At 58.5% G+C, this 20,172-nt stretch carries 16 protein-coding genes; 13 read left to right on the plus strand and 3 right to left on the minus strand.

Translation table 11 applies throughout. From position 1 onward, the window contains the following. The first annotated feature begins 177 nt into the window (after nucleotides 1-177). Nucleotides 178-2,697, plus strand: coding sequence for a trypsin-like peptidase domain-containing protein (locus NA78x_RS04700; protein WP_425617268.1), 2,520 nt, complete (start codon nucleotides 178-180; stop codon nucleotides 2,695-2,697). Nucleotides 2,698-2,735: 38 nt separating this feature from the next. Here the strand turns inward: NA78x_RS04700 and NA78x_RS04705 are convergent, their stop codons facing one another. The 3 genes from NA78x_RS04705 to NA78x_RS04715 form a co-directional block, all read right to left on the minus strand. Continuing rightward, entirely contained in the window at nucleotides 2,736-3,566 is an 831-nt protein-coding gene (locus NA78x_RS04705; protein WP_425617269.1) for an SMI1/KNR4 family protein, read from the minus strand. A gap of 882 nt (nucleotides 3,567-4,448) precedes the next feature. Further along, nucleotides 4,449-7,199 (minus strand): DEAD/DEAH box helicase, encoded by a 2,751-nt coding sequence (locus NA78x_RS04710; protein WP_425617270.1) that lies wholly within the window; start codon nucleotides 7,197-7,199, stop codon nucleotides 4,449-4,451. A gap of 132 nt (nucleotides 7,200-7,331) precedes the next feature. Next, nucleotides 7,332-8,015 (minus strand): Uma2 family endonuclease, encoded by a 684-nt coding sequence (locus NA78x_RS04715; RefSeq protein ID WP_425617271.1) that lies wholly within the window; start codon nucleotides 8,013-8,015, stop codon nucleotides 7,332-7,334. A 222-nt stretch (nucleotides 8,016-8,237) separates the two neighbouring features. Here NA78x_RS04715 and NA78x_RS04720 point away from each other — a divergent pair, with 222 nt between their 5' ends. From NA78x_RS04720 to NA78x_RS04775, 12 genes are all read left to right on the plus strand, one after another. Next, complete coding sequence (locus NA78x_RS04720) at nucleotides 8,238-9,530, plus strand: diphosphate--fructose-6-phosphate 1-phosphotransferase (RefSeq protein WP_425617272.1); 1,293 nt, start codon at nucleotides 8,238-8,240, stop codon at nucleotides 9,528-9,530. 44 nt (nucleotides 9,531-9,574) lie between these two features. Then, nucleotides 9,575-9,940, plus strand: coding sequence for a four helix bundle protein (locus NA78x_RS04725; RefSeq protein ID WP_425617273.1), 366 nt, complete (start codon nucleotides 9,575-9,577; stop codon nucleotides 9,938-9,940). Nucleotides 9,941-10,041: 101 nt separating this feature from the next. Beyond that, entirely contained in the window at nucleotides 10,042-10,908 is an 867-nt protein-coding gene (locus tag NA78x_RS04730) for an HAD family hydrolase (RefSeq protein WP_425617274.1), read from the plus strand. A 44-nt stretch (nucleotides 10,909-10,952) separates the two neighbouring features. Further along, a complete protein-coding gene (locus NA78x_RS04735) occupies nucleotides 10,953-11,144 on the plus strand; it encodes a four helix bundle protein (RefSeq protein ID WP_425617275.1) in 192 nt (63 codons plus the stop codon). After that, nucleotides 11,110-11,325 (plus strand): four helix bundle protein, encoded by a 216-nt coding sequence (locus NA78x_RS04740; RefSeq protein WP_425619499.1) that lies wholly within the window; start codon nucleotides 11,110-11,112, stop codon nucleotides 11,323-11,325. The genes NA78x_RS04735 and NA78x_RS04740 overlap by 35 nt, the downstream gene beginning before the upstream one ends. After that, nucleotides 11,326-12,825: a decarboxylating NADP(+)-dependent phosphogluconate dehydrogenase gene (gene gnd / locus NA78x_RS04745; protein ID WP_425617276.1), complete on the plus strand. Its 1,500-nt coding sequence runs from the start codon at nucleotides 11,326-11,328 to the stop codon at nucleotides 12,823-12,825. 69 nt (nucleotides 12,826-12,894) lie between these two features. Further along, entirely contained in the window at nucleotides 12,895-13,206 is a 312-nt protein-coding gene (locus tag NA78x_RS04750) for a hypothetical protein (protein WP_425617277.1), read from the plus strand. After that, nucleotides 13,203-13,475, plus strand: a complete 273-nt coding sequence (locus tag NA78x_RS04755; protein WP_425617278.1) for a hypothetical protein — start codon at nucleotides 13,203-13,205, stop codon at nucleotides 13,473-13,475. Before NA78x_RS04750 ends, NA78x_RS04755 begins: the two co-directional genes overlap by 4 nt. A gap of 39 nt (nucleotides 13,476-13,514) precedes the next feature. Continuing rightward, nucleotides 13,515-13,985: a hypothetical protein gene (locus tag NA78x_RS04760; protein WP_425617279.1), complete on the plus strand. Its 471-nt coding sequence runs from the start codon at nucleotides 13,515-13,517 to the stop codon at nucleotides 13,983-13,985. A gap of 740 nt (nucleotides 13,986-14,725) precedes the next feature. Further along, nucleotides 14,726-16,018 (plus strand): adenylosuccinate synthase, encoded by a 1,293-nt coding sequence (locus tag NA78x_RS04765; RefSeq protein ID WP_425617280.1) that lies wholly within the window; start codon nucleotides 14,726-14,728, stop codon nucleotides 16,016-16,018. A 17-nt stretch (nucleotides 16,019-16,035) separates the two neighbouring features. Next, the gene (locus NA78x_RS04770; protein WP_425617281.1) at nucleotides 16,036-17,151 is read left to right on the plus strand and encodes a hypothetical protein; all 1,116 of its coding nucleotides are present in this window, start codon (nucleotides 16,036-16,038) and stop codon (nucleotides 17,149-17,151) included. A 180-nt stretch (nucleotides 17,152-17,331) separates the two neighbouring features. Next, nucleotides 17,332-20,172 carry a DUF1553 domain-containing protein gene (locus NA78x_RS04775; protein WP_425617282.1) on the plus strand — a complete coding sequence of 947 codons (2,841 nt, stop codon included), beginning with the start codon at nucleotides 17,332-17,334 and terminating at the stop codon, nucleotides 20,170-20,172.

Genomic DNA, 20,172 nt, shown 5'->3' on the forward strand with positions numbered 1-20,172 from the left:
TCGCGGCAAACTTCGAAATCTAATCCTTGCGGAACTGCGCAAGTCGGTTGATAATATCACCTCCGGTGGGTGGTCCCTTTGCCGTCAAAACTGCTGCGCAAAGAGTCCTCTACCGGTCACGATCGCTGCTGCAGCGTCGCCAGATTCGCACCCGCCTCCCCTACTCGGATTCATCTCATGTCGGAAGTTCTTTGCCGCTGCAACGCTTGTTCGGCCAAGTTCAAAGTCGACGTTAAGTACGCAGGCAAAAAGGCCCGCTGCCCCAAGTGTTCGGTGATTGTAGAAGTCCCCGCGCCGGGCAATAGCCCCGTTTCCGGCAACACGACGGTCATTCCGCCCGCCGCGCAGACGACCGTGGCTCCTCCCAAGGTTGCCCCGCCGCCGAGCAAGAACGATCAGTTTCCGCCGGGCCAAGGCCCGAATCAGCCAGCGCCCGCGCATGCCAGCAGCGGCTCGATTCCGACCATCAAAACCACCACGGTGGCCAAGCCCTTGCCGAGCAATCGGCCTGTTCAGCCGATGCCGGTGCAACCCGTGCCGGCGCGCGAAGAAGCCGTGAACGCGCTCATCGAAGAGCCCGTGCAGGCACCTGCTCCAATCGCGGCGACTCCGCCTGCGGACCTTGGTTTTCAACTCAATGTGGCCGCGAAGCCCAAGGTCAGCAGCAGTTCGACCTTGGCTGCGAACCCCAGCGGACATGCTGCCTCGCCGACCCCACGCGGCAAGAAGAAGGAAGGCTCGGCACTGCCGCTCATCATCGGCGGCGTAGTCTGTTTGCTGCTGCTTGTCGGCGGCGGCCTGGCAGCTGTCGTGATGATGAATTCCGGCGGCACGCCCGTGGCGAAAGGGACCAAGGGAGGCAAGGGTGCCGCTGCTGCCAAATCGACTGGCAAGTTGGTCATCGACTGGGCCGAAGACGAACGGAAAGCGGGGGGCGCGGTCCTCATCAACAGCAAACGCGAAATCATGCTCTCGAAGGGGGAGTTGTATTTCGATCTCACCGCCGGCGAACACGACCTGCTGTTGCAACGCCGGGGTTACGAGCAAATCGAAACCAAGATCACCATCACCAAAGGTGAAACGACCACCTACAAGCCCGAATGGAAGAAGAACGAGTTCGGTAGTGGCGGTCCGACAATCGCCACCAAGACAGCCGGCTCGGGCAATTCCGGCGGGACCGATTTTCAAGTCGGCCTGGGCGCAGGCTCGCCGGTTACGGGCTTCGATGGTTTCACGCAGAACTTTCATCTGGCCAAAGAGGCCGCGCTCAAGCAGCAGAAGGGGATCCTGATTGTCTTTGGTTCCAGCGATAACGATTCGCAAACCAAGACCATCGGCCGCCTGACGCAAGAACAGGCGATGAAGGATCAAATCACCGCAGCCTATGTGCTCGTGATGATCGATTTCCCCCGCACCCGCGAAGGCCTCAACAACGTCTTCGACTCCGGGCAGAATTCGGCACTGGCGAAGGAATTTGGCCTGCGGCAGCTTCCGACGCTCGCTTTGCTCGATCACAAGGGCAAAACCTACTACCTGCAAACCGAGTGGAAGAAGGGCTCCGATGACCTGAAGGCCTACCTGGAAGAAGGCGAAGCCCAGCGCGTCGAGCGCGATAAGATGTGGGCCGACATCAAGGGTGAGACGCTGGAGCCCGCGGTGAAGATGGCCGAATGGCTGATCGAGAAGAAGATCGTCGCGCGCTACAAGGAAGAAGTCGAAAGTTGGATGCGCGTGGCCAATCGCTTGGACCCCACGAACGAAAAGGGACAACTCGAATCGTTCGTCGAAGCCGACCTGATGGTCAAAGCGGTCGACATCGATCCCGATGACAACATCGAAGTGACCCAGTTTGTGGCTCCGCTGCAAGATTGGCTCACGACCAAGAAATTTCAGAACGACGACCGCGGCGCGCGGATGCACATTCTGGCCGCTGGTCTGCTCGGGCGGGCCGATCGCCGCGACGAAGCCATGCAGCACCTGGCCCGCGCAGCGACCTACAGCCCGAAAGATGCCAAGCTGAGAGAAGCTCTGGCTTCGGCCAAGGAATTGATCGAGCGGGGCAACATCCTGTCCTCGGGAACCGGCTTCTTGGTTTCCGATACCGGCTACATCATGACCAATCACCATGTGATTGAAGGCAAGGGCAAAGTCGTCGTTCGTCTGCCCGGTGGCAAGACCACCATCGACGCCACGGTCATCGCCAAGGATGCCGAGCGCGATATGGCCATCCTCAAGGTCACTTTGCCAGCCGATACGACGATCAAGCCCATTCCGGTCACCCCTGCGGGTGTTGGTCGCGGAATGAGCGTCGCTGCGTTTGGTTTTCCGCTGGGAGATGCACTCGGGACGGATCTCAAATTGACCGCCGGTGGTGTCTCCGCTTTGCCGGGCGCTTCGAACGACCAAATGATCACGCTCGATCTGCGGGTGAACCCCGGGAACAGTGGTGGGCCCCTTTGCGACCAAAAGGGGAATGTCGTCGGCATGGTCACGGCCAAGACGGGGGGCAACGTGTTTGCCGGCGTCGATAGCTACGGTCTGGCCATTCCGTCGGTCGATCTGATCGCGTTCCTCGACAAGCACCTGCCCACCGGCACCGCCCGACCGGAAGTGAAAGCCGGCGCCGATCTGGCCAACTGGAGCGCCGTCGACGGCGTTGTCAGCCCCGGCGTGTTGATGATTTTGAAGGTGGAGTAAGGACAAGCTGTGCCGAAGCGGGTAGCTCGGCATGCAGGCTACTTTTTGGCACCGAGCGAAACAAGCAAGTTAACCATGGCGCGGTTGACTCTTCCTTCCTCGCCAGGCAATGCGGTGCCACCAACGTAGGACAACGGTCGGTCGCCATAGCGATCTCGTTCGTTGACGTCACCTCCTGCCTTTACCAGGCGGCGGACATACTCCAGATTGCCATTTGCGGCTGCCAGATGGACAGCATTCACCAAACTCGCGCCGCGTGCCAAGCAGGCATCCAACAGTTCGGAATTCCTGTGCTTAATTGCCTCTCCTAGGATCGTGAAGCCATGCTTTCCGATTTCGTCGAGCGAGTTTCCCTCGGCAAGGTACGCGTCCAGGTCCTGCTCGCTGCCATATTCTCCCAACTCTTCCACACGGCAGTGAGGTTCTTCCACCTCGCGCAACAGACCGAGAAACTCGGTAAAGGAACTTGCCAGACGAACGAGTTTCACCGCGACTCGAACTTGATTGTCACGAAGGTTGTAGGCAAACCACACCGTCCCAGGGTCGTTCCGAAACGATAGGCAGATATTCTCGCCATTTAAAGTACTCAAGAATGGTAAAAGTCCCTCGACTCCCAATTCCCTCAGATCTTTGAGCACCATGCGAATTCCTTCGTCGGGCAAAGGAAGCAGTTTAAGGAATGCGGGAATCTTATGAATGTGCCCGTTCCAGTCCATCTCTAAACATGGCTCTGCCACGCCCCCATTTTTGGCCAACAGAAACGCCTGGTAGTCGGCCGGGAGTTGCCCACCCATTTCGCGTTCGAACGCCTGGAGGTCGCCTGGCGCCAGGCTGGGGCCCTTGTGCTTCAGTTTCAGTTGTTTGCCCATGACTCAATCGCCATTCGATTTCGAAGCGTCGCCAATCGGCAGAATGGTGTGGCACCAAAATAGTTCATGGATGTCTGCCAGAATAGCCGAGTCGAGATCCGGCACCATTCGGCCCTGGTCGGCGCTGCCTTGCAAGCATACCTGCTGACAATTCGCAGCAGGTCGTAACCCGGCGACGTAAGCAATCCGCTCGAACTACTTTTGTATCTCTGAAATAATTACTTGACAATAACCGACGTCTTGTCGATAATCAACAGCAACCCTTCAAATGTGTGGTGGATGAAACCGCGACCAAAAGGGATCCGGTGCGCGCTGGCGTCGCTCGCCCGGGGTACTGGCCGGACTGTGGTCCGAACCCTGGGAGCTGGCGACAACTTGGTTCGTTCGGGACGACAGCGTTGCCCAAGCGGCTGAACGAACCTCGGCGAGCACTGAAAAAGTAGTTATCAACTGGTTATCAGGAAACTGGCATGATTTCGGTAATTAGCGACGCAAGTAGAGTCGCTGTCGAGATTAGCGGCAAATGGTTATCGCGAAAAAGTGCGCAAAAAAGTTATCAGATTTGGTTATCAGCAGAGACAAGACGGTTGAGGTTGCTGTGAAGGATGTTAAAAGCAGCTCCGCACTTTTGAGGCGAAGTTTGAGGAGGCTGGCGGCGACGTAAGTCGTGAGTAACCGCAAAAGAGGGGTGTCCAACTATCGTGGCCACGATTGAACAGAAACTCGCGCCATTTGCGAGAGATACTGAAGATGCTGCTCAACGATGAGCTTGATAGTTGGACAAGTTGGTTAGATAGAACGGTGCAGTTGCGGAGAGTTACGTCAATTTCGGCAGTGAGCTTGGGATGGGAGGCCAAACTCCCGACCTCCCGGCGACCAGCCTTACTTTCCGCTGCCACTGACGCTGAGCAGTTGCGCGAGGGTGGCCGCGAGGCCTTCGAGGGCGCTGCGATCGGGGAGGGTAATGGTGAGTCGTTGTTTGCCTGCGGGATCGACCTCGACACACTGACTAAGGCCGGCGGTGATTTCGGTCACGAGTTGAGGCTGGGGCGGTGCAGCTGGGGCTTGCGAGGCGACCAATTCACCGAGGAATTTGAACGCAGCGCCGAGTAGTTCGCCGCCGGCAGCAGAGACGCGGTCGCGGCGTTCGGCTTCGAGATTGGTTGTTTGCTCGGTGGCCGCTTGTTGCTGTGACACATCGAGCGGCGCTTCGGGCTTGGCACCGATGAGTCGCTCCAAGCGGCTTTTGAGTTCGTCCATGCCGCTGTGAAGTTCGACAGCGTCGGTTGTGGCATCGGGATCGAGGGCTGCCAAGGCGAGGTCGCGTTTGGAGGCGAGCGTATTGAGCAGGTTCTCTTCCAGCGTATTCTCGGTGATGAGGACAAAGACTTGAACCGGTTGCGTTTGTCCCATGCGATGTGCCCGGGCAATCCGCTGTTCGAGCACGGCGGGATTCCAGGGCAAATCGACATTGATGACGGTATTGGCGGCTTGCAGGTTGAGGCCCGTGGAACCGGCATTCGTGGTGAGGAACAGTTTGCAGTCGGGGTTGGTTTGAAATTCGTGCACAAGCGCTGGTCGCTGCTTTTGCGGCACGCTGCCATCGAGCCGGACGAACTGCAGGCCATGCTTGTGCAGCAATTCTTCGATCAAATCGAGCATCGTGGTCCACTCGCTGAAGACCACTACTTTGCGATCGGGTTCGGCGAACAGTCGCGGCAGGAAGTCGTCGAGATGAGCCAGCTTGGTCGAGTAGGCGGGTTCTTCTTTGTTCACGAGATAGGTGCTGTCGGCCACCATGCGGCACATCATGAGCCCCTGCCGCAGCCGGAGCATATCCATTTCGGTGATGAAAGCTTTGCGCACCACGCTGGCCACGACGCGCATGTGCGCGGTGTGAATATCGAGCTGCTCTTGAGTCGGCGGAATGCGGACGTACTCGATGGTTCGTTCGGGCAGTTCGAGCTTGACGGAATCGCGCGTTCGTCGCAGCAGCACGTGGCTCAGCGATTCGCGCAGGTGCGCCAGGTTTTTGTAGCCGAGCACCTTCCCCTTTTCGTCGACCACGCGGTGCTGATTGAAGAAGCGGAAGCCGGGTCCGAGGCGGCGATCGTCGATGAACTGCACGACCGAGTAGAGATCTTCGAGCCGGTTCTCGAGCGGAGTGCCCGAGAGGCAGAGGGCAAACCGGGAACGCAGCCCTTTGATCACACGGCTGGTCTTGGCTTCCCAGTTTTTGATCTTTTGCCCTTCGTCGAGAATGATCATGTCCCACGGAAGCTGCTCGACAAATTGCAGGTCGCGCAGCACTTGCTCGTAGTTGCAGATGGTGAAGAACTGGTCGGAGGAGTATTGCTCGCCGCGCGTGGCATTGCTGCCCGAGACCAGCTGAGCATCGCGATCGCAGAAGCGATGGATTTCGTTCTTCCACTGCGACTTGAGCGAGGCGGGGCAAACGATCAGCACTTTGCGAATGCCGGCTTCGCGCGCGAGCAACTCGGCGACGCCGACGCCTTGCATCGTTTTGCCGAGGCCCATATCGTCGGCCAGTACCGCGCGTCCTGCACCGGCGGCAAAGGCAATGCCATCGAGTTGATAGGGGAGCAGCGGGATCTTGAGCAGCGAGGTGCGGAGCGGGTGCTTGGCCGGGTCTTTGCGAATTTGCGTGGTGAGTCGCGAGATTCGCTCGTGAAACAAGCGGGCCTGAATCCACTCTTCGGCATCGGGATAGATCTGTACCGACTGGCCGAGCGATTCCAGCGGAGGAATCAGTTTCAAGAGTGCATGGACATCCTCGATGGGCTTGTCTCGCAGCGGCTGAACGAGCGCCGCGACTTCGTCGGACAACTTGCGGGGCAAGCCAAGCTGCAACGTCGTTTGCCGATCGAACTTCAGGTAGAGCGAGATGTTTTTGCGTTCGTAAGGCCGCTGCAGTTTTTGGCGAGTGAAGGTCTTTTGGGCTTTGCCTAGCACATGCAAAATGTGCTTGCAGGTGCCCAGAGTGTTGGTGCGAAAGTCGGGGCACGAGCAATACGATTGGCCGAGTTCGGTGCCGCGCAACGCGACCCGATAGGTCTTGCCCGTCAGCAGACTGGTGACGGTGTAGTCGGTCCAAGGTCGGTTGGGGTCGGCGGCGAGGCACTTCATTTTCTCGGTGCGGGCTCGTTCGGCGCGGTCATTGAGGGCCCGCAGATACAACTCTTCTTCCGGCAAGCTTTCGAGCGGCTTGCCGGGTTCGGGTGGGGCAACCGCCAGACCCAAGAGAGTCTTCTCTTCCAGCAGCAGAGAGAAGGCTGCACCCAGGTGCGCACAAGAACCTTCGCAGCCGGTGCAGTTCCAATGCAAGCGGCCACGGGCATCGGCCTTCTGTGTGATGCTGGCGACAACCGGCAAGCCTTGCTTCGTCGTTTCAAAGAAGCGGACGCGGAACAAGTCGTTGCCGAGATAGACCTGCTGTTCGGGATTGATGTCCCACTTACCACCCTGCTGAATCAGCTTTTTCCCTTCGGGGCCCAGCAGTTTGCAGGCATCCAGAAAGTTGAGTTGCGACAGACGATCGCGAAAAGTGAGCCTGTTCGCGGGCTTTGATTTGACCGCCGGAGCCTTGGTCACTGCCGCATCCTTCGTCGTCATGACGCGATCCTTGGAAAAGAAGGTTGCCGCAGCGGGTGCGGGCAACGAGTGATTCCTGAATCAGACACCTCTGAAACAGCCACCGATCTTAACGAACGGCCCCCACCGATTGAATCACCCCGCGCGAGCAATTTACTTGAGCGCGTCGAGTGGATTTTGAAAGACCTCGGCGAGCTTTAGTTCGAAACCGGGCAGCAGAGCAGTCGAGACCGTGGCTGCTCCTTGCCATACCTGTGGGGGCTGTGGACTGGTGAACTGGTGCAACTCACGCGTCTTGGGATAGACGTACCAAACTTCTTCGCTGCCGGTAGAGAAATACTCTTTTAGCTTCTCATCCATTTCCTTTCGGCTGTTCCCTTTGCTGATGACTTCGATGGCCAGGTTGGGGGACATGCTGGCGATGTTCTGCTGGCCAAAGTCACTGTTCAAAAGTCGGTCCTTTGAGATGTAGGACACATCAGGGACACGGATGGCATCCGGTCGGATTTTTAATTGGCCGTCCGCACCCAATAAAATGCCCAGCGGGCGCTGTTGCAGATAAACGGACAAGGCAACCAGAATCTTGATAGCAACGTGCGACTCATAGCTGCCCATAGTTTTCTCGATCAGAGTGCCATCGACCAGTTCGAACAAGCGATCCTCGTGCTCTTGGAGATACACCAGATCGGCTTCGGTTGCCTGTCCGGGGGGCGGATTCATACAGATGCGAGTAGCAGGAATATCGCCAAAGCGTTCCGCTAGTTGCACCAGCGTGACCGGCGGGCTTGTCGTGTCAGTAACGTCCGAGAAGGGGACGGATGGCGAAGAAGTGCTCATAAACACCAGCTTAAGCAATCTGCTGCACCCTTGCCACGATTTCTCCAAGTTTGCTGGTGCCATCGAGTTGCGCGGTCAATTGTCGCGGTGGGTCAGCCCGATTCCGTCCCTTCGCGCCTCCGGTCGTCCCGGCTAAAATCGCGGTTTCCCGTTTTGCCCGGCTGTTGCCGGTTGCAAACCAAAAGTAACTCTCCACGAGCACTGCTCAATCAGCACGCAATCATGAGCAAGAAGAAAAACCTGGTCGTTGCCCAAAGCGGCGGTCCTAGCCCGGTGATCAACAACACGCTGCGGGGCCTGATCGAAGCGGCTCGCAACTACGACAACATCGGCACCGTCTACGGCGCCTTTCACGGCATCGAAGGCGTGCTGAAGGAAGAGTTGCTCGACCTTTCCGGCCAATGCCGCGACGAGATCTCGCTGCTGCGTTACACGCCGGCCGCCGGTTCAATCGGCACTTGCCGCTACAAGCTCAAGGCGAACCAGAACGAAGACTTCGACCGCGTGCTGGAAGTCTTCAAGGCTCACGATGTCGGCTACTTCTGCTACATCGGCGGTAACGACTCGATGGACACCGCCAACAAGGTCGCTCAACTTGCTCAGCAGCGAGGGCTCGACCTGATTGGTATCGGCGGACCGAAGACGATCGACAACGACGTCGGCGATAGCGAGTTCAAGCTCATCGACCACACGCCCGGTTACGGCAGCACCGCCAAGTACTGGATGCACGCGGTTCAAAATGCCAATGAAGAAAACGAAGGCTCGTGCCCCGCTGACCCCGTGCTGGTGATGCAGGCCATGGGTCGCAAGATCGGGTTCATTCCCGCTGCGGCTCGTCTGGCCGATCCGAATCGCGAGATGCCACTGCAGATCTATCTCGCCGAAAGCCCTTGCTCGCTGGAGCAATTGGCCGATAACGTCAACGATCAGTTGGTGAAAGACGGCCGCTGCATCGTCGTCATCAGCGAGGGCTTTAACGTCGGCAGCTTGGGCGAACGGAAAGACTCGTTCGGTCATACGCAGTTCAGCAGCAGCGAAACGACCGTGGCTCAATTGGTCGTCAACTATCTCAACAAGATCGGCTTGAAGGCCAAGGGTAGTGCTCGCGGCAATGTGCCCGGTACCGACCAACGTCACTCGATGGCCTATGCCTCGACGGTCGATCTGGACGAAGCGTATCGCGCCGGCGAGAACTGTGCGGTCATCGCGGCCAAGGGCGAGAGCGGCTACATGTCGACCATCCTGCGCAATCCGGGCGCCGTTTACAGCGTGACCTACGACAAAGTTCCTCTGACCGAAGTCGCCAACAGCGAGCGGACCTTCCCCAAGAAGTGGATCACCGCTGCGGGCAACGACGTCACCGACGACTTCCTCAAGTACGCCAAGCCCCTCGTCGGCGAAGGGATGGTCAGCTTGCCCATGGTCGATGGTCGTCAACGGATGACGCGGCTTAAGAAGACGTTCGCCGCGCAGAAGTTGCCGAAGTATGTTCCGCAGGCGGATCGGAAGGGGTAGGAGGCGAGGGTTGGGAGGCGAGAGACGAGGGGGAGGAAACAGAAATGCCCGGCTACCAGGAACTGAAAGTCTGGCAGATTGGGGTGCAAGTATCGGTCGATGTCTACCGCCTCACCGAAGCGTTTCCTAAGACTGAAATCTATGGCCTGACGAGCCAAATTCGTCGGGCTGCGGTTTCCATTCCTTCCAACATTGCCGAAGGCCACGAGCGAGACACGACGAAGGATTACTTGCGTTTTTTGTCGATCGCCCGCGGATCGCTTGCTGAACTTGAAACGCAATTGCTAGTTGCCAATCGATTGAACTTCGTAGAGCAGAGCCAATTGAACGACTTACTTTCCACACTGGATAGCCTGAGTCGAATGATCCGAAACTTACAAAAAGCGTTGCGACAAAAACTGAGCGAATAATCACTAAACACTCCTGCGGCCGGCCGTTCTGACGCAAGAAAACGAGCAGCGTAGCCCGTTTTCCCCCGTCTCTCGCCTCCCGCCCCTCGCACCCTCCTCCCATGTACGAAATCACCCCCGAGCATGCTTTCCTCGTCGGCATCGATTCCGATGGCTGCACGTTCGACACCATGGAACTGAAGCACAAGGAGTGCTTCATTCCGAACATCATCAACTACTACGGCCTGCAAGCCGTGAGCAAGTACGCTCGCGAATGTGCGGAGTTCGTAAACCTGTACAGCAAGAGCCGCGGCATCAACCGCTTCCCGGCGCTCATCGAAGCGCTCGAATGGCTACAGAAGCGGCCCGAGGTGATCGCTCGCGGTGTGAAGATCGAGATTCCCGATTCGCTGCGGAAGTGGGTCAAGGAAGAGACCAAGCTCGGTAACCCGGCCCTCGAAGCCAAAGTGAAAGCCAGCGGCGACAAGGCTCTGACGGAATGCCTCGCGTGGTCGAAGGCTGTGAATAAGTCCGTCGACGATATGGTTCGTCATGTGCCGCCATTCCCGTATGTCTTCGACAGCTTGAAGAAGCTGCAAGGCAAGGCCGACATGATCGTCTGCTCGGCCACGCCGAACGACGCCCTGAAGAAGGAATGGAGCGAGCATGGTATCGATCAGTTCGTGACCGCGATCTGCGGCCAGGAAACTGGCACCAAGAAAGAAGTGCTCGTCAACTCGCAGAAGTACGCCCCCAGCCACACGCTGATGATCGGCGACGCTCCCGGCGACTACGCCGCGGCCAAAGCCAACAACTGCCTCTTCTATCCGATTAATCCCGGTGCCGAAGATGCCAGCTGGAAACGCTTTCACGATGAAGGCATCGATCGCTTCCTCAACGAGACCTTCGCCGGCGATTACCAGAAGCAGTTGCTCGCTGAGTTCGATCGCTACTTGCCTGAAAAGCCAAGTTGGAAGGGAGTTAGCTAGGAGGGGTCTAGGGACCGGGAACTGGGGGCTGGGGAAAGAAGGCAATGGCCGCTATTCGCAGCTATCGCGACTTGATCGTTTGGCAAGAGGCGATGTCGTTGGCGAAGAGTGTCTACAAGCTTTCCGCGAACTTTCCCCGCCAAGAAGTTTATGGATTGACCAGTCAAATTCGCCGCGCGAGCATTTCCATATCCTTCGAATATCGCCGAAGGCCACGCTCGAAACTCAACTCGTGAATATCTTCGGTTTGTTTCGATCGCTTTGGGCTCACTGGCTGAATTAGAAACGCAACTTTGTCTTTCAGTCGAATTGGAATTCTGCACACAACAACAAGTGGATCCAGTTCTGAAAATAGCCGAGATACTCGGTCGTCGAATACACGCACTACAAAGCTCCCTCAACGCAAAGGTCGAATAGATGTCTCCTTCCCCAGCCCCCAGTTCCCAGTCCCAAGCCCCTGCCCAGGCTGATTTCGGTCTTATCGGCCTCGCCGTCATGGGCGAAAACCTGGCACTCAACGTCGAGAGCCGCGGCTACAGCGTCGCTGTATTCAATCGAACCACTTCGGTAACCGACGCGTTCATCGAAGGTCGCGCCAAGGGGAAGAAGTTCACCGGCTGTCATTCGTTGGAAGAGCTTGTTGCCGCGGTGAAAACTCCGCGCAAGATCATGATGATGGTGAAGGCCGGTCCAGCGGTTGACGACTTGATCGAAAAACTGATCCCGCTGTGCTCGCCCGGCGATGTGATCATTGACGGCGGCAACGAACATTACACCAACACCGAACGCCGTACGCAGTACGTCGAGAGCAAGGGCCTGCTCTACATCGGCACCGGTGTTTCGGGCGGTGAAGAAGGCGCCCTCAAGGGCCCGAGCATGATGCCCGGCGGCAGCGAAAAGGGCTGGCCGCTGGTCAAGCCAATCTTCCAGGCGATTGCCGCCAAGGTCGGACCGAAGGAAGACATCCCTTGCTGCGAATGGGTCGGTCCGCGCGGTGCTGGCCACTATGTGAAGATGGTTCACAACGGCATCGAATACGGTGATATGCAGCTGATTTGCGAAGCCTATCTCATGCTCAAAGAAGCAGCCTGCCTGACGAACGACGAGTTGTACGACGTGTTCGATTCGTGGAACCGCAGCGAACTGCAGAGCTATCTCATCGAAATCAGCCGCGACATCTTCAGTGTGAAGGATGACCAAGGTGGCGAAGGCTACCTCGTTGACAAGATCCTCGATGCTGCCGGCGCCAAGGGCACGGGCAAGTGGATGAGCCAACTGGCGCTCGACCTCGGTGTGCCAAGCACGATGGTCACCGAGGCCGTCTATGCTCGCTCGTTGTCGAGCTTCAAGGATGCTCGCGTCCGTGCTTCGAAGATTCTTGCTGGGCCTTCGCCAACATCATCTGGCGTGAACATCGGCGATAAGAAGCAATTCATCGAAGACGTGAAGCAAGCGCTCTACGCTTCGAAGATTTGCAGTTACGCTCAAGGTTACGTCCAATTGCAAGCTGCCGCCAAGGAGCACAACTGGCCGCTCAACTATGGCGACATCGCCCTGCTGTGGCGCGGTGGCTGCATCATCCGCGCGCAGTTCCTCGAACGAATCAAGGAAGCCTTCGACGCTCAGCCTAACCTCGAAAACCTGCTGCTGTTCCCGTTCTTCACCGAAGCACTGAAGAAGGCTCAAGACTCGTGGCGCAAGGTCGTTGTGACCGCGACGCAGATGGGCCTGCCCGTCATCGAGTTCAGCAACGCCCTGGCCTACTACGACAGCTATCGCCGCGAACGCTTGCCGGCCAACTTGCTGCAAGCCCAGCGCGACTACTTTGGCGCTCACACCTATCAGCGCACCGACAAGCCGCTCGATAAGAAGTTCCACAGCGAGTGGATTCAGCTCCGCAAGACGCCGAAAGCGTAAGTTGTTGGGCAGCCGAAAGCTGGCGAGTACAATAGACGATAGCGACTAGTTAAATCTTGGAGCAAAGTCATGTCCTCGCCAGCAAGTCATTCAATGGGCGACATACCGCCGGTGACCGGGCAGGAGCGTGTTCCGGTCGGCAGCATAACGACGCCCTCAAATAGCGTCGTTGTTTTGACTCCCGAGCAGGCAGGCGCTGCCTGGATTGAGCTCCGCGATGCTGACGGCAAGCCGCTTGGCTTTCTGGCACGAAGTGAGACTACGCGCCACTTCTTCACTCCTCAGCAAATCGAAGAAATCCAGCGTCGCGCACAATCACCCGTGCCCGGAAAGACGTTCGCGGAAATCCTCGAATCTGTCCGGGCAAGGATTGAAGGGTGAATCGGTACAGCGTCGTCTGGCACCCCGACGTCGAAGAAACACTAGCAAAGTTCGCGCTCGAACATTGGGGTACCTCTCGGCTCAAGGAGATCAGCCAGGCCTCGAATCAAATCGACAGGCTACTTGGCGAACGTCCGCTTGAAGTAGGCTCCTCTTCAGCCGCCAATCTGCGGTTTCTGACGATACCTCCATTGACCGTTCTTTATGCGGTCTTTGAAGACGACCGAATGGTTATGTTGCTCGAATATCGATTGCTATTCGCGACTTGATTTGCCCCTCTTCATTCTGCAGCAGGAAGGCCGGTCCAAATGGAGGAACTTTGGGAGCAGTTTCGGCCTCACTTTGGCGCACTCCATGCGATTGATACACCCGATCCTCGTGCGACCGTTTTCTACGAACTGATGTCAGGAGGACTTGTCTGGTCGGACGAGCAGGTAGGGGACTCAGCGACTGACTTGATCGCATTGCTTCGCACATTCTTCAGCTTTCGCACCAAGATCATGCTGGGAGAGTTGACGACGGAGCACGAAGTTTGGGTGCGGTTTCGCCAGTCGTTCCCTCACTGGATTGGCTTACTTCCCAACCGCTGCACTCCCTCACCCCAGTTGCTCTCTATCTACCGGCGTGGCAACACGTCCCTGCGCTGGTGCCTGCGACGAGAGGAGCGGCGGGCACCACTCATCACCGAGGCCAAGAATCTCAATCGCCCTGGCATCATGTCGGCCTACTCTCGGGCTCCGCGACCAGTTCCTCAATATCCTCCTGTATCCGACGTTTGATGTGGCTTGGCGATCCACCGACATTGGAGAAATGGCGGGGCGATGAAGGTGCTGACGATCACTGACTTCGCTGCGCAGAATCATGCCGAAGCCGATGACCTGCTCAGTGGCCCTTCGCCCGAACGGTGCATCAGCCCGCTGCGAACTTCCGATCCAATAAATCGTATTTAAATTTTAACTAACAAACAGTTGACAATCAAGTGCAAATGTGATTATTTATACATGTGACGCAAGTCGTTGCTGCGGTGGTTTCGCGGCCGCCAGTTTGCGGAGGCTTGCTTGCCATTAGCAAAGGGAAGCGAGCAGACCGACAGGGGCTGTTCAGGGGGTGCGGGCAGCGGGCCAAAGTGGTTATCAGACGGTTATCAAGAACCGGGCTAATTACCACGCTCGACGGCCAGCAAGTGCCACTGAAATAAGCGGTTAGAGGCAGTTTGGCGAAGTGAAATTTCGCGCGAAAAAGTTATCAAAATCGGACAACTGGGAGGGTGACATGAAAAGTTATCAGAGCGAAGAGGTGGAATGGGTAGAGGCGATTAGGCTGCCATTGGACCGAAGGTGGGTCTGACTGGTACCCCCTGCCTCGGTCGCCATGGGCGGTAGCCTCGTAGTAGAGGCGGCGCGGAGGTGGTCCCCAGCCTTGACCAAGGTGGGGGGAACGGTCAGAGTAATATGTTTGCCACGGTGCATGCCGGGGCAGTTTTGCGCGCCGGTTGGTCTGTTTGTAGGAGTGCTCCCGCGTGTCAGGTACGTGCGTTATTGGTCTGCAATGGGGCGACGAAGCGAAAGGCAAGCTCGTCGACCTGCTCACTTCCCGCTTCGATGTGGTCGTTCGCTATCAAGGGGGAGCCAACGCGGGTCATACCGTCGTGGTTGGTGACAAAACGTACAAGCTGCACCATATTCCCAGCGGGATTCTGTCGCCGCAGGTAATGAACGTGGTGACGCCCGGCGTGGTGATCAATCCGCCGACGATTCTGCAGGAGCTCGACTCGCTGGACGCGCAAGGCGTGAAGGTGGCCGAGAACCTGATGCTGAGCGACCGGGCTCACGTCGTGTTCCCCTGGCACATTGCCGAAGACAAGGTGCGGAACGAATCGACCGATCGCGAAAGCATCGGCACGACGCTGCGCGGCATTGGCCCCTGCTATGGCGACAAGGTCGGTCGTCTGCACGCGGTGCGGCTGGGGGATATGTTCCGCCCCGACTTCAAAACGCGCGTCGAACAAATCGTCGCGGCCAAGAATAAGTTCCTCGCCGCCCTCGGCAGCAACAGCGATCTGCTCGATGCGAATGCCATCTTCGATCAGTACAGCGGCTACGCGGCCCGCCTGAAGCCCTTCGTCACCGACACTACGGCGTATCTGCTGGATGCGGTCGAAGACGGCAAGCGAATGCTCTTTGAAGGTGCCCAAGGTTCGTTGCTCGATATCGACCACGGTACGTTCCCCTATGTGACCAGCAGCAATGCTTCGGGCGTGGGTGTGTCGGCCGGTTCGGGCGTTCCCGGTAAGTGGATCACCAAGGTGCTCGGTGTTTGCAAGGCTTACACGACGCGCGTTGGTGGCGGTCCGTTCCCGACCGAACTGAAAGACGAAATGGGCAACAAGATTCGCGAGCTGGGTCGCGAATACGGCACCACGACGGGCCGCCCGCGCCGCTGCGGTTGGTTCGATGCCGTCGCGGTGCGCTATACGTCGCGTTTGAGCGGCGTCGATGCTATCTCGCTAATGATGATGGACGTGCTGAGCCAATTGCCCGAAGTGAAGATCTGCACCGCGTACGAAATCGATGGCGAGCGAACACAGAAGTTCCCCAGCCATGTCGATGACCTACGCAAGGTCGTGCCGATCTATGAAACGGTGCCGGGCTGGCTGACCGATGTGACCAAGGTTCGCAAGATCTCCGATCTGCCGCTGGGCGCTCGCAAGTACATCGACCGCATTACGGAACTAGTCGGCAAGCCTGTTGAAGTCGTTTCGGTGGGGCCCGATCGAGCCCAGACGATGTTCGCGGGCTCGATGATTCCGTAGGCGCTGCGTAGTCTGGTATGGCTGGAAAAACCGAGAGCTTCGATCCGTATCAACACTGGCTGGGCATTCCTCCCACGGCTCGGCCCCTGCATCACTACCTGTTGCTCGGGCTGAATACATTTGAAGCAGATGCGGCGAAGATCTCGGCGGCCGCTGATGAGCGGATGAAGCTCATTCGGCAATACCAGGCCGGACCGCGCGGTTCGCACACTAATAAGCTGCTCAACGAATTGGCGACCGCGCGCATCTGTCTGCTCTCGCCAGCCAGCAAAGCCGTTTACGATCAGTCGTTGCATCAGGCTCTCTTTCCAACAGTGCCCGAGGCCGCCGCGCCACCACCGCGGCGTCGCAAGCTGGAAGAAGTGATGCCGCCGGGATGGACGGGCAACGAACCACCGGCCGTGATGGCACCGCCGCAGCCGCAGCAGTACGAAACGCCACCGCAGTATTCGCAACCATTCGACGAGCCGCACGAACCGGCGGAGACCAGAACGAAGTCTCCGCTGATGACCGTGGCAGGCTTGGGAGCGCTGATTCTGCTGATTGCCGTTTTGGGCGGAGTCGCTGTTTGGATTTCTGGCAGCAGTGTGCGCAACGAACGCGACGTCGCTGGTCGGCCGATCGGCGACGAGGTCGATCCAAGCACAGAGAAAGAACCCGTCGTTGAACAGCCGGCAGAGCCGCCGAAGGTTGAGCCGGCCGCGCCGAAGGGCGTGATGTTGATGCAGGAGGGCTCGGGTGAAGTGAACCTGTCGCCATCGACGGCTGTCTTGTCGGGGCAGGTGCAACGCGAAGTGGTGGGGACCAGCGATGTGCTGTCGCAGTGGTCTTCGCCGACCGATGTGGCCGAGTGGAACTTCAGCCTGGTGAAGCCCGGGTTCTTTGAACTGGAACTGCAATACACGGCCGGCGTGGCGATTCGCGGCCAGCAAGCCACGGTGCAATACGATCAAGAATCCAAACGCTTCACGCTGCGAGAATCGGACAGTGAAGGGAAGCCGGTGCGCGACTCGCACATCATCGTGGTGAAGCGCAGCGGCAAGCACACGCTCTCGTTTCGACCTGAACAAGCATGGCCCGCCGGAGCGATGCAACTGATTGGCATTCGGCTGGTGCCAGCCGTGAATCAGTGACGCGGCAAGACCACCCGCTAAGATCCGCACAACTGCGACAAACCAACCGGAGGCGAATACCTCGGTATTCTCCGGGCACTAACGCTTTCGGCTCAGCGCGCGTTTGGACTAAGCTGGAGATGGGGAGAAGTGGCGATGATGGTGCGCGCGAAGCGCTATCTTTGGTGCAGGATTCGGGGCTTGGCCCTGGCCTGTACCTGCGCGCTCATCGCCGGTGCGAGCATTCAGGCCGCGGAGCCACACTGGGCTTATCTCACTCCGCAGCGGCCGACGGTTCCCTCTTTCTCCCAGCCGGAAAAAGTGCGCGGGCCCATCGATGCCTTTCTGCGGCAAGAGTTGGCCAAGCACAAATTGGAGCCGAACGCTGAAGCAGATCGCGGGACCTTGTTGCGACGCGTGACACTCGCGCTGCATGGCCTGTTTCCGGAACTCGCCGAGCTCGATGCCTTCGAGCAGAGCCAAGCGCCCGATGCTTATGAGCAGCAAGTCGATCGGCTGCTCGCTTCGCCCCGCTATGGTCAGCATCTGGCCAGCGACTGGCTCGACTTGGCCCGCTATGCCGATACGCACGGCTATCATGCCGACACCGAGCGCGAGCAATGGCGGTGGCGTGATTGGGTGATTGAGCAACTCAACGCGGGGCAGCCTTTCGATCAATTCACGCTCGAGCAACTGGCCGGCGACTTGTTGCCGAATGCCACGCTGAGCCAGCGAATCGCGACCGGCTTTCAGCGGAACCATATGCTCAACGATGAGAACGGCGCGATCCCCGCGGAGTTCCTCGCCGAGCATGCCATCGACCGCGTGAATACCACGGGCACTGTTTGGCTCGGACAAACTTGGGGCTGTGCCCGCTGTCACGATCACAAGTACGAGCCGATTTCGCAGCGCGAGTTCTATGGCCTGATGGCCTTCTTCAACAGCGTCGACGAGCCAGCGCTCCTCGCTCGACAGACGGCAGCGAAACCTCGCCTGGCAGCGCCGACGCGCGAGCAACAAGAGGACCTGAATCGGCTCAATGCACGAATCGCCTCGCTGCAACAATTGCTATCCACTCGCGCAGCCAGCTCCGCTGCCGATCAAACTCGGTGGGAATCGCAGCTGGGTGATGAGAACCTGCAAGCTCCGCCAGCAAACGCGGCGGTACACTTGCCGCTCGATGTTGTGAAGGACAATCTCACGGCTGACGACGCTCGCACAAACAAACCGGCGCGCGTGCGTGGCACCGCGACTACTGCCGCGGGGCAGATTGGCAATGCTCTGCTGCTGAATGGGCAAACGTCGCTGGAACTGCCGCATGTGCCGGCGCTCGCCGGTGATGGTTCGTGGACGCTCAGCGCCTGGATCTTCCCCACGACCGAAGATGACATGTCACTGGTCGCGCAAGTCGACGATGTGCTTTATCAGCGAGGTTGGGAGTGGAGCCTGCACGAAGGTGCGCTGCAAGTTCGACTCACGCAGCGGCGCGGCGAAGATGAACTGGTCGTACGGGCGAAGCAGCCTGTGGCGCTACGTCGCTGGCAGCACGTGGCCGCTCGTTACGATCAGCGACAGCCTGGCAAGGTTCAGCTATGGCTCAATGGAAAGCCGCTCGAAACAGAAACGACAGGCAAGTTGCCTGCTGCCGGTTTTGTGGCTGGCGGACCGCTGCGAGTGGGTGGCACCGAGCACGATGATGGCTGGCGCGGCATGCTCGACGAGGTTCGCCTGTATGCTCGCACCCTCAGCGACAGTGAGCTGCAACTGCTCAGCGGAGGTAATCCGCTCGCGAGCCTGCTACGCGTGAAGGCTGCGGAACGATCGCCCTCGCAGCAAGCTACTGTGCGGCAATATTATCTGGAGAATCACGATGCCGAGTATCGTCGCCTGAATGAATCGCTGCGTGCCGAGATCGCCCGTCACGATTTGTTCCAGCAGCAGATTCCCACGGTCCTCGTCATGCAAGAGTTGCCCGAACCTCGCCCCACGTTCGTGCTGCAGAATGGTCAGTACGATCAGCCTGGAGAGCGGGTGCAGCGACATGCTCCGGAGTATCTTTCTCAGCAAGTGAAGCTCGCGCGGCAAGATCGCCTGGGGTTCGCCCGCTGGTTGATTGATGGGCAACATCCGCTGACGGGACGCGTCGGCGTGAATCGCGCGTGGCAGCAGATATTCGGAGCGGGACTGGTAACCACGCCCGATGACTTCGGCCTGCGTGGTGCCAAGCCTTCGCATCCGGAATTGCTTGATTGGCTCGCGCGCGAATGGGTCGACGGTGGCTGGGACACCAAGCGACTGCATCGGCAACTCGTTAGTTCCGCGGCGTTTCGTCAGCAAAGTGAAACCTCCGCCGCTCTCGCAACTGCTGACCCTGAGAATCGCTGGCTCGCGCGCGGTCCTCGCCAGCGACTGTCGGCCGAGGCGATTCGAGATTCCCTGCTCGCAGCCGCCGGCTTGCTAAACGCGGCTCAGGGCGGCCCGGGAACCAAGCCTTATCAGCCTGGCGACCTATGGAAGGAACTGGCCTTTGATACGAACGAACTGAGTGCACAAACGTATGTGCCAGGAACTGGCGGCCAGTTGTATCGCGCGAGCGTCTATCTGTTCTGGAAGCGAAGTTCGCCCCCCGTGAATCTGACGACCTTCGATGCTCCCAATCGCGAGAAGTGTACCGCCAGTCGCAGTCGCACGAACACGCCGCTGCAGGCACTGGTGCTTCTCAACGATCCCACGTTCGTCGAAGCGGCGCGCGTGCTGGCCACGCGGGTGCTGCGGGAAAAAGAGGCAACGACCGAAGCTCGCCTAAATCGCATGGCGCGATTGGTGCTGAGCCGAAAGGTGACCGCCGCCGAACGAGACTTGCTACAGAAGCAACTCGCCGCGGACCTTGAGCATTACAATCGGGAGCCCACGGCCGCCGATCAGCTGTTGCACGTCGGACAGGCTCATTTGCCGCCGGACCTGTCGCATCCGGAACTTGCAGCCTGGACCAACCTAGCCGCGGTACTGCTGAACCTCGACGAAACCATTACGAATCACTGA

Origin of the sequence: Anatilimnocola aquadivae (genome assembly GCF_049819085.1) — a bacterium.
GTDB lineage: Bacteria > Planctomycetota > Planctomycetia > Pirellulales > Pirellulaceae > Anatilimnocola.

Coding starts and splice junctions, on each gene's coding strand:
- NA78x_RS04760 (WP_425617279.1), top strand. CDS start 13,515: ATGGAGGAACTTTGGGAGCAGTTTCGGCCTCACTTTGGCGCACTCCAT.
- NA78x_RS04730 (WP_425617274.1), top strand. CDS start 10,042: ATGTACGAAATCACCCCCGAGCATGCTTTCCTCGTCGGCATCGATTCC.
- NA78x_RS04770 (WP_425617281.1), top strand. CDS start 16,036: ATGGCTGGAAAAACCGAGAGCTTCGATCCGTATCAACACTGGCTGGGC.
- NA78x_RS04710 (WP_425617270.1), bottom strand. CDS start 7,199: ATGACGACGAAGGATGCGGCAGTGACCAAGGCTCCGGCGGTCAAATCA.
- NA78x_RS04720 (WP_425617272.1), top strand. CDS start 8,238: ATGAGCAAGAAGAAAAACCTGGTCGTTGCCCAAAGCGGCGGTCCTAGC.
- NA78x_RS04725 (WP_425617273.1), top strand. CDS start 9,575: ATGCCCGGCTACCAGGAACTGAAAGTCTGGCAGATTGGGGTGCAAGTA.
- NA78x_RS04715 (WP_425617271.1), bottom strand. CDS start 8,015: ATGAGCACTTCTTCGCCATCCGTCCCCTTCTCGGACGTTACTGACACG.
- NA78x_RS04700 (WP_425617268.1), top strand. CDS start 178: ATGTCGGAAGTTCTTTGCCGCTGCAACGCTTGTTCGGCCAAGTTCAAA.
- NA78x_RS04735 (WP_425617275.1), top strand. CDS start 10,953: ATGGCCGCTATTCGCAGCTATCGCGACTTGATCGTTTGGCAAGAGGCG.
- NA78x_RS04705 (WP_425617269.1), bottom strand. CDS start 3,566: ATGGGCAAACAACTGAAACTGAAGCACAAGGGCCCCAGCCTGGCGCCA.
- NA78x_RS04750 (WP_425617277.1), top strand. CDS start 12,895: ATGTCCTCGCCAGCAAGTCATTCAATGGGCGACATACCGCCGGTGACC.
- gnd (WP_425617276.1), top strand. CDS start 11,326: ATGTCTCCTTCCCCAGCCCCCAGTTCCCAGTCCCAAGCCCCTGCCCAG.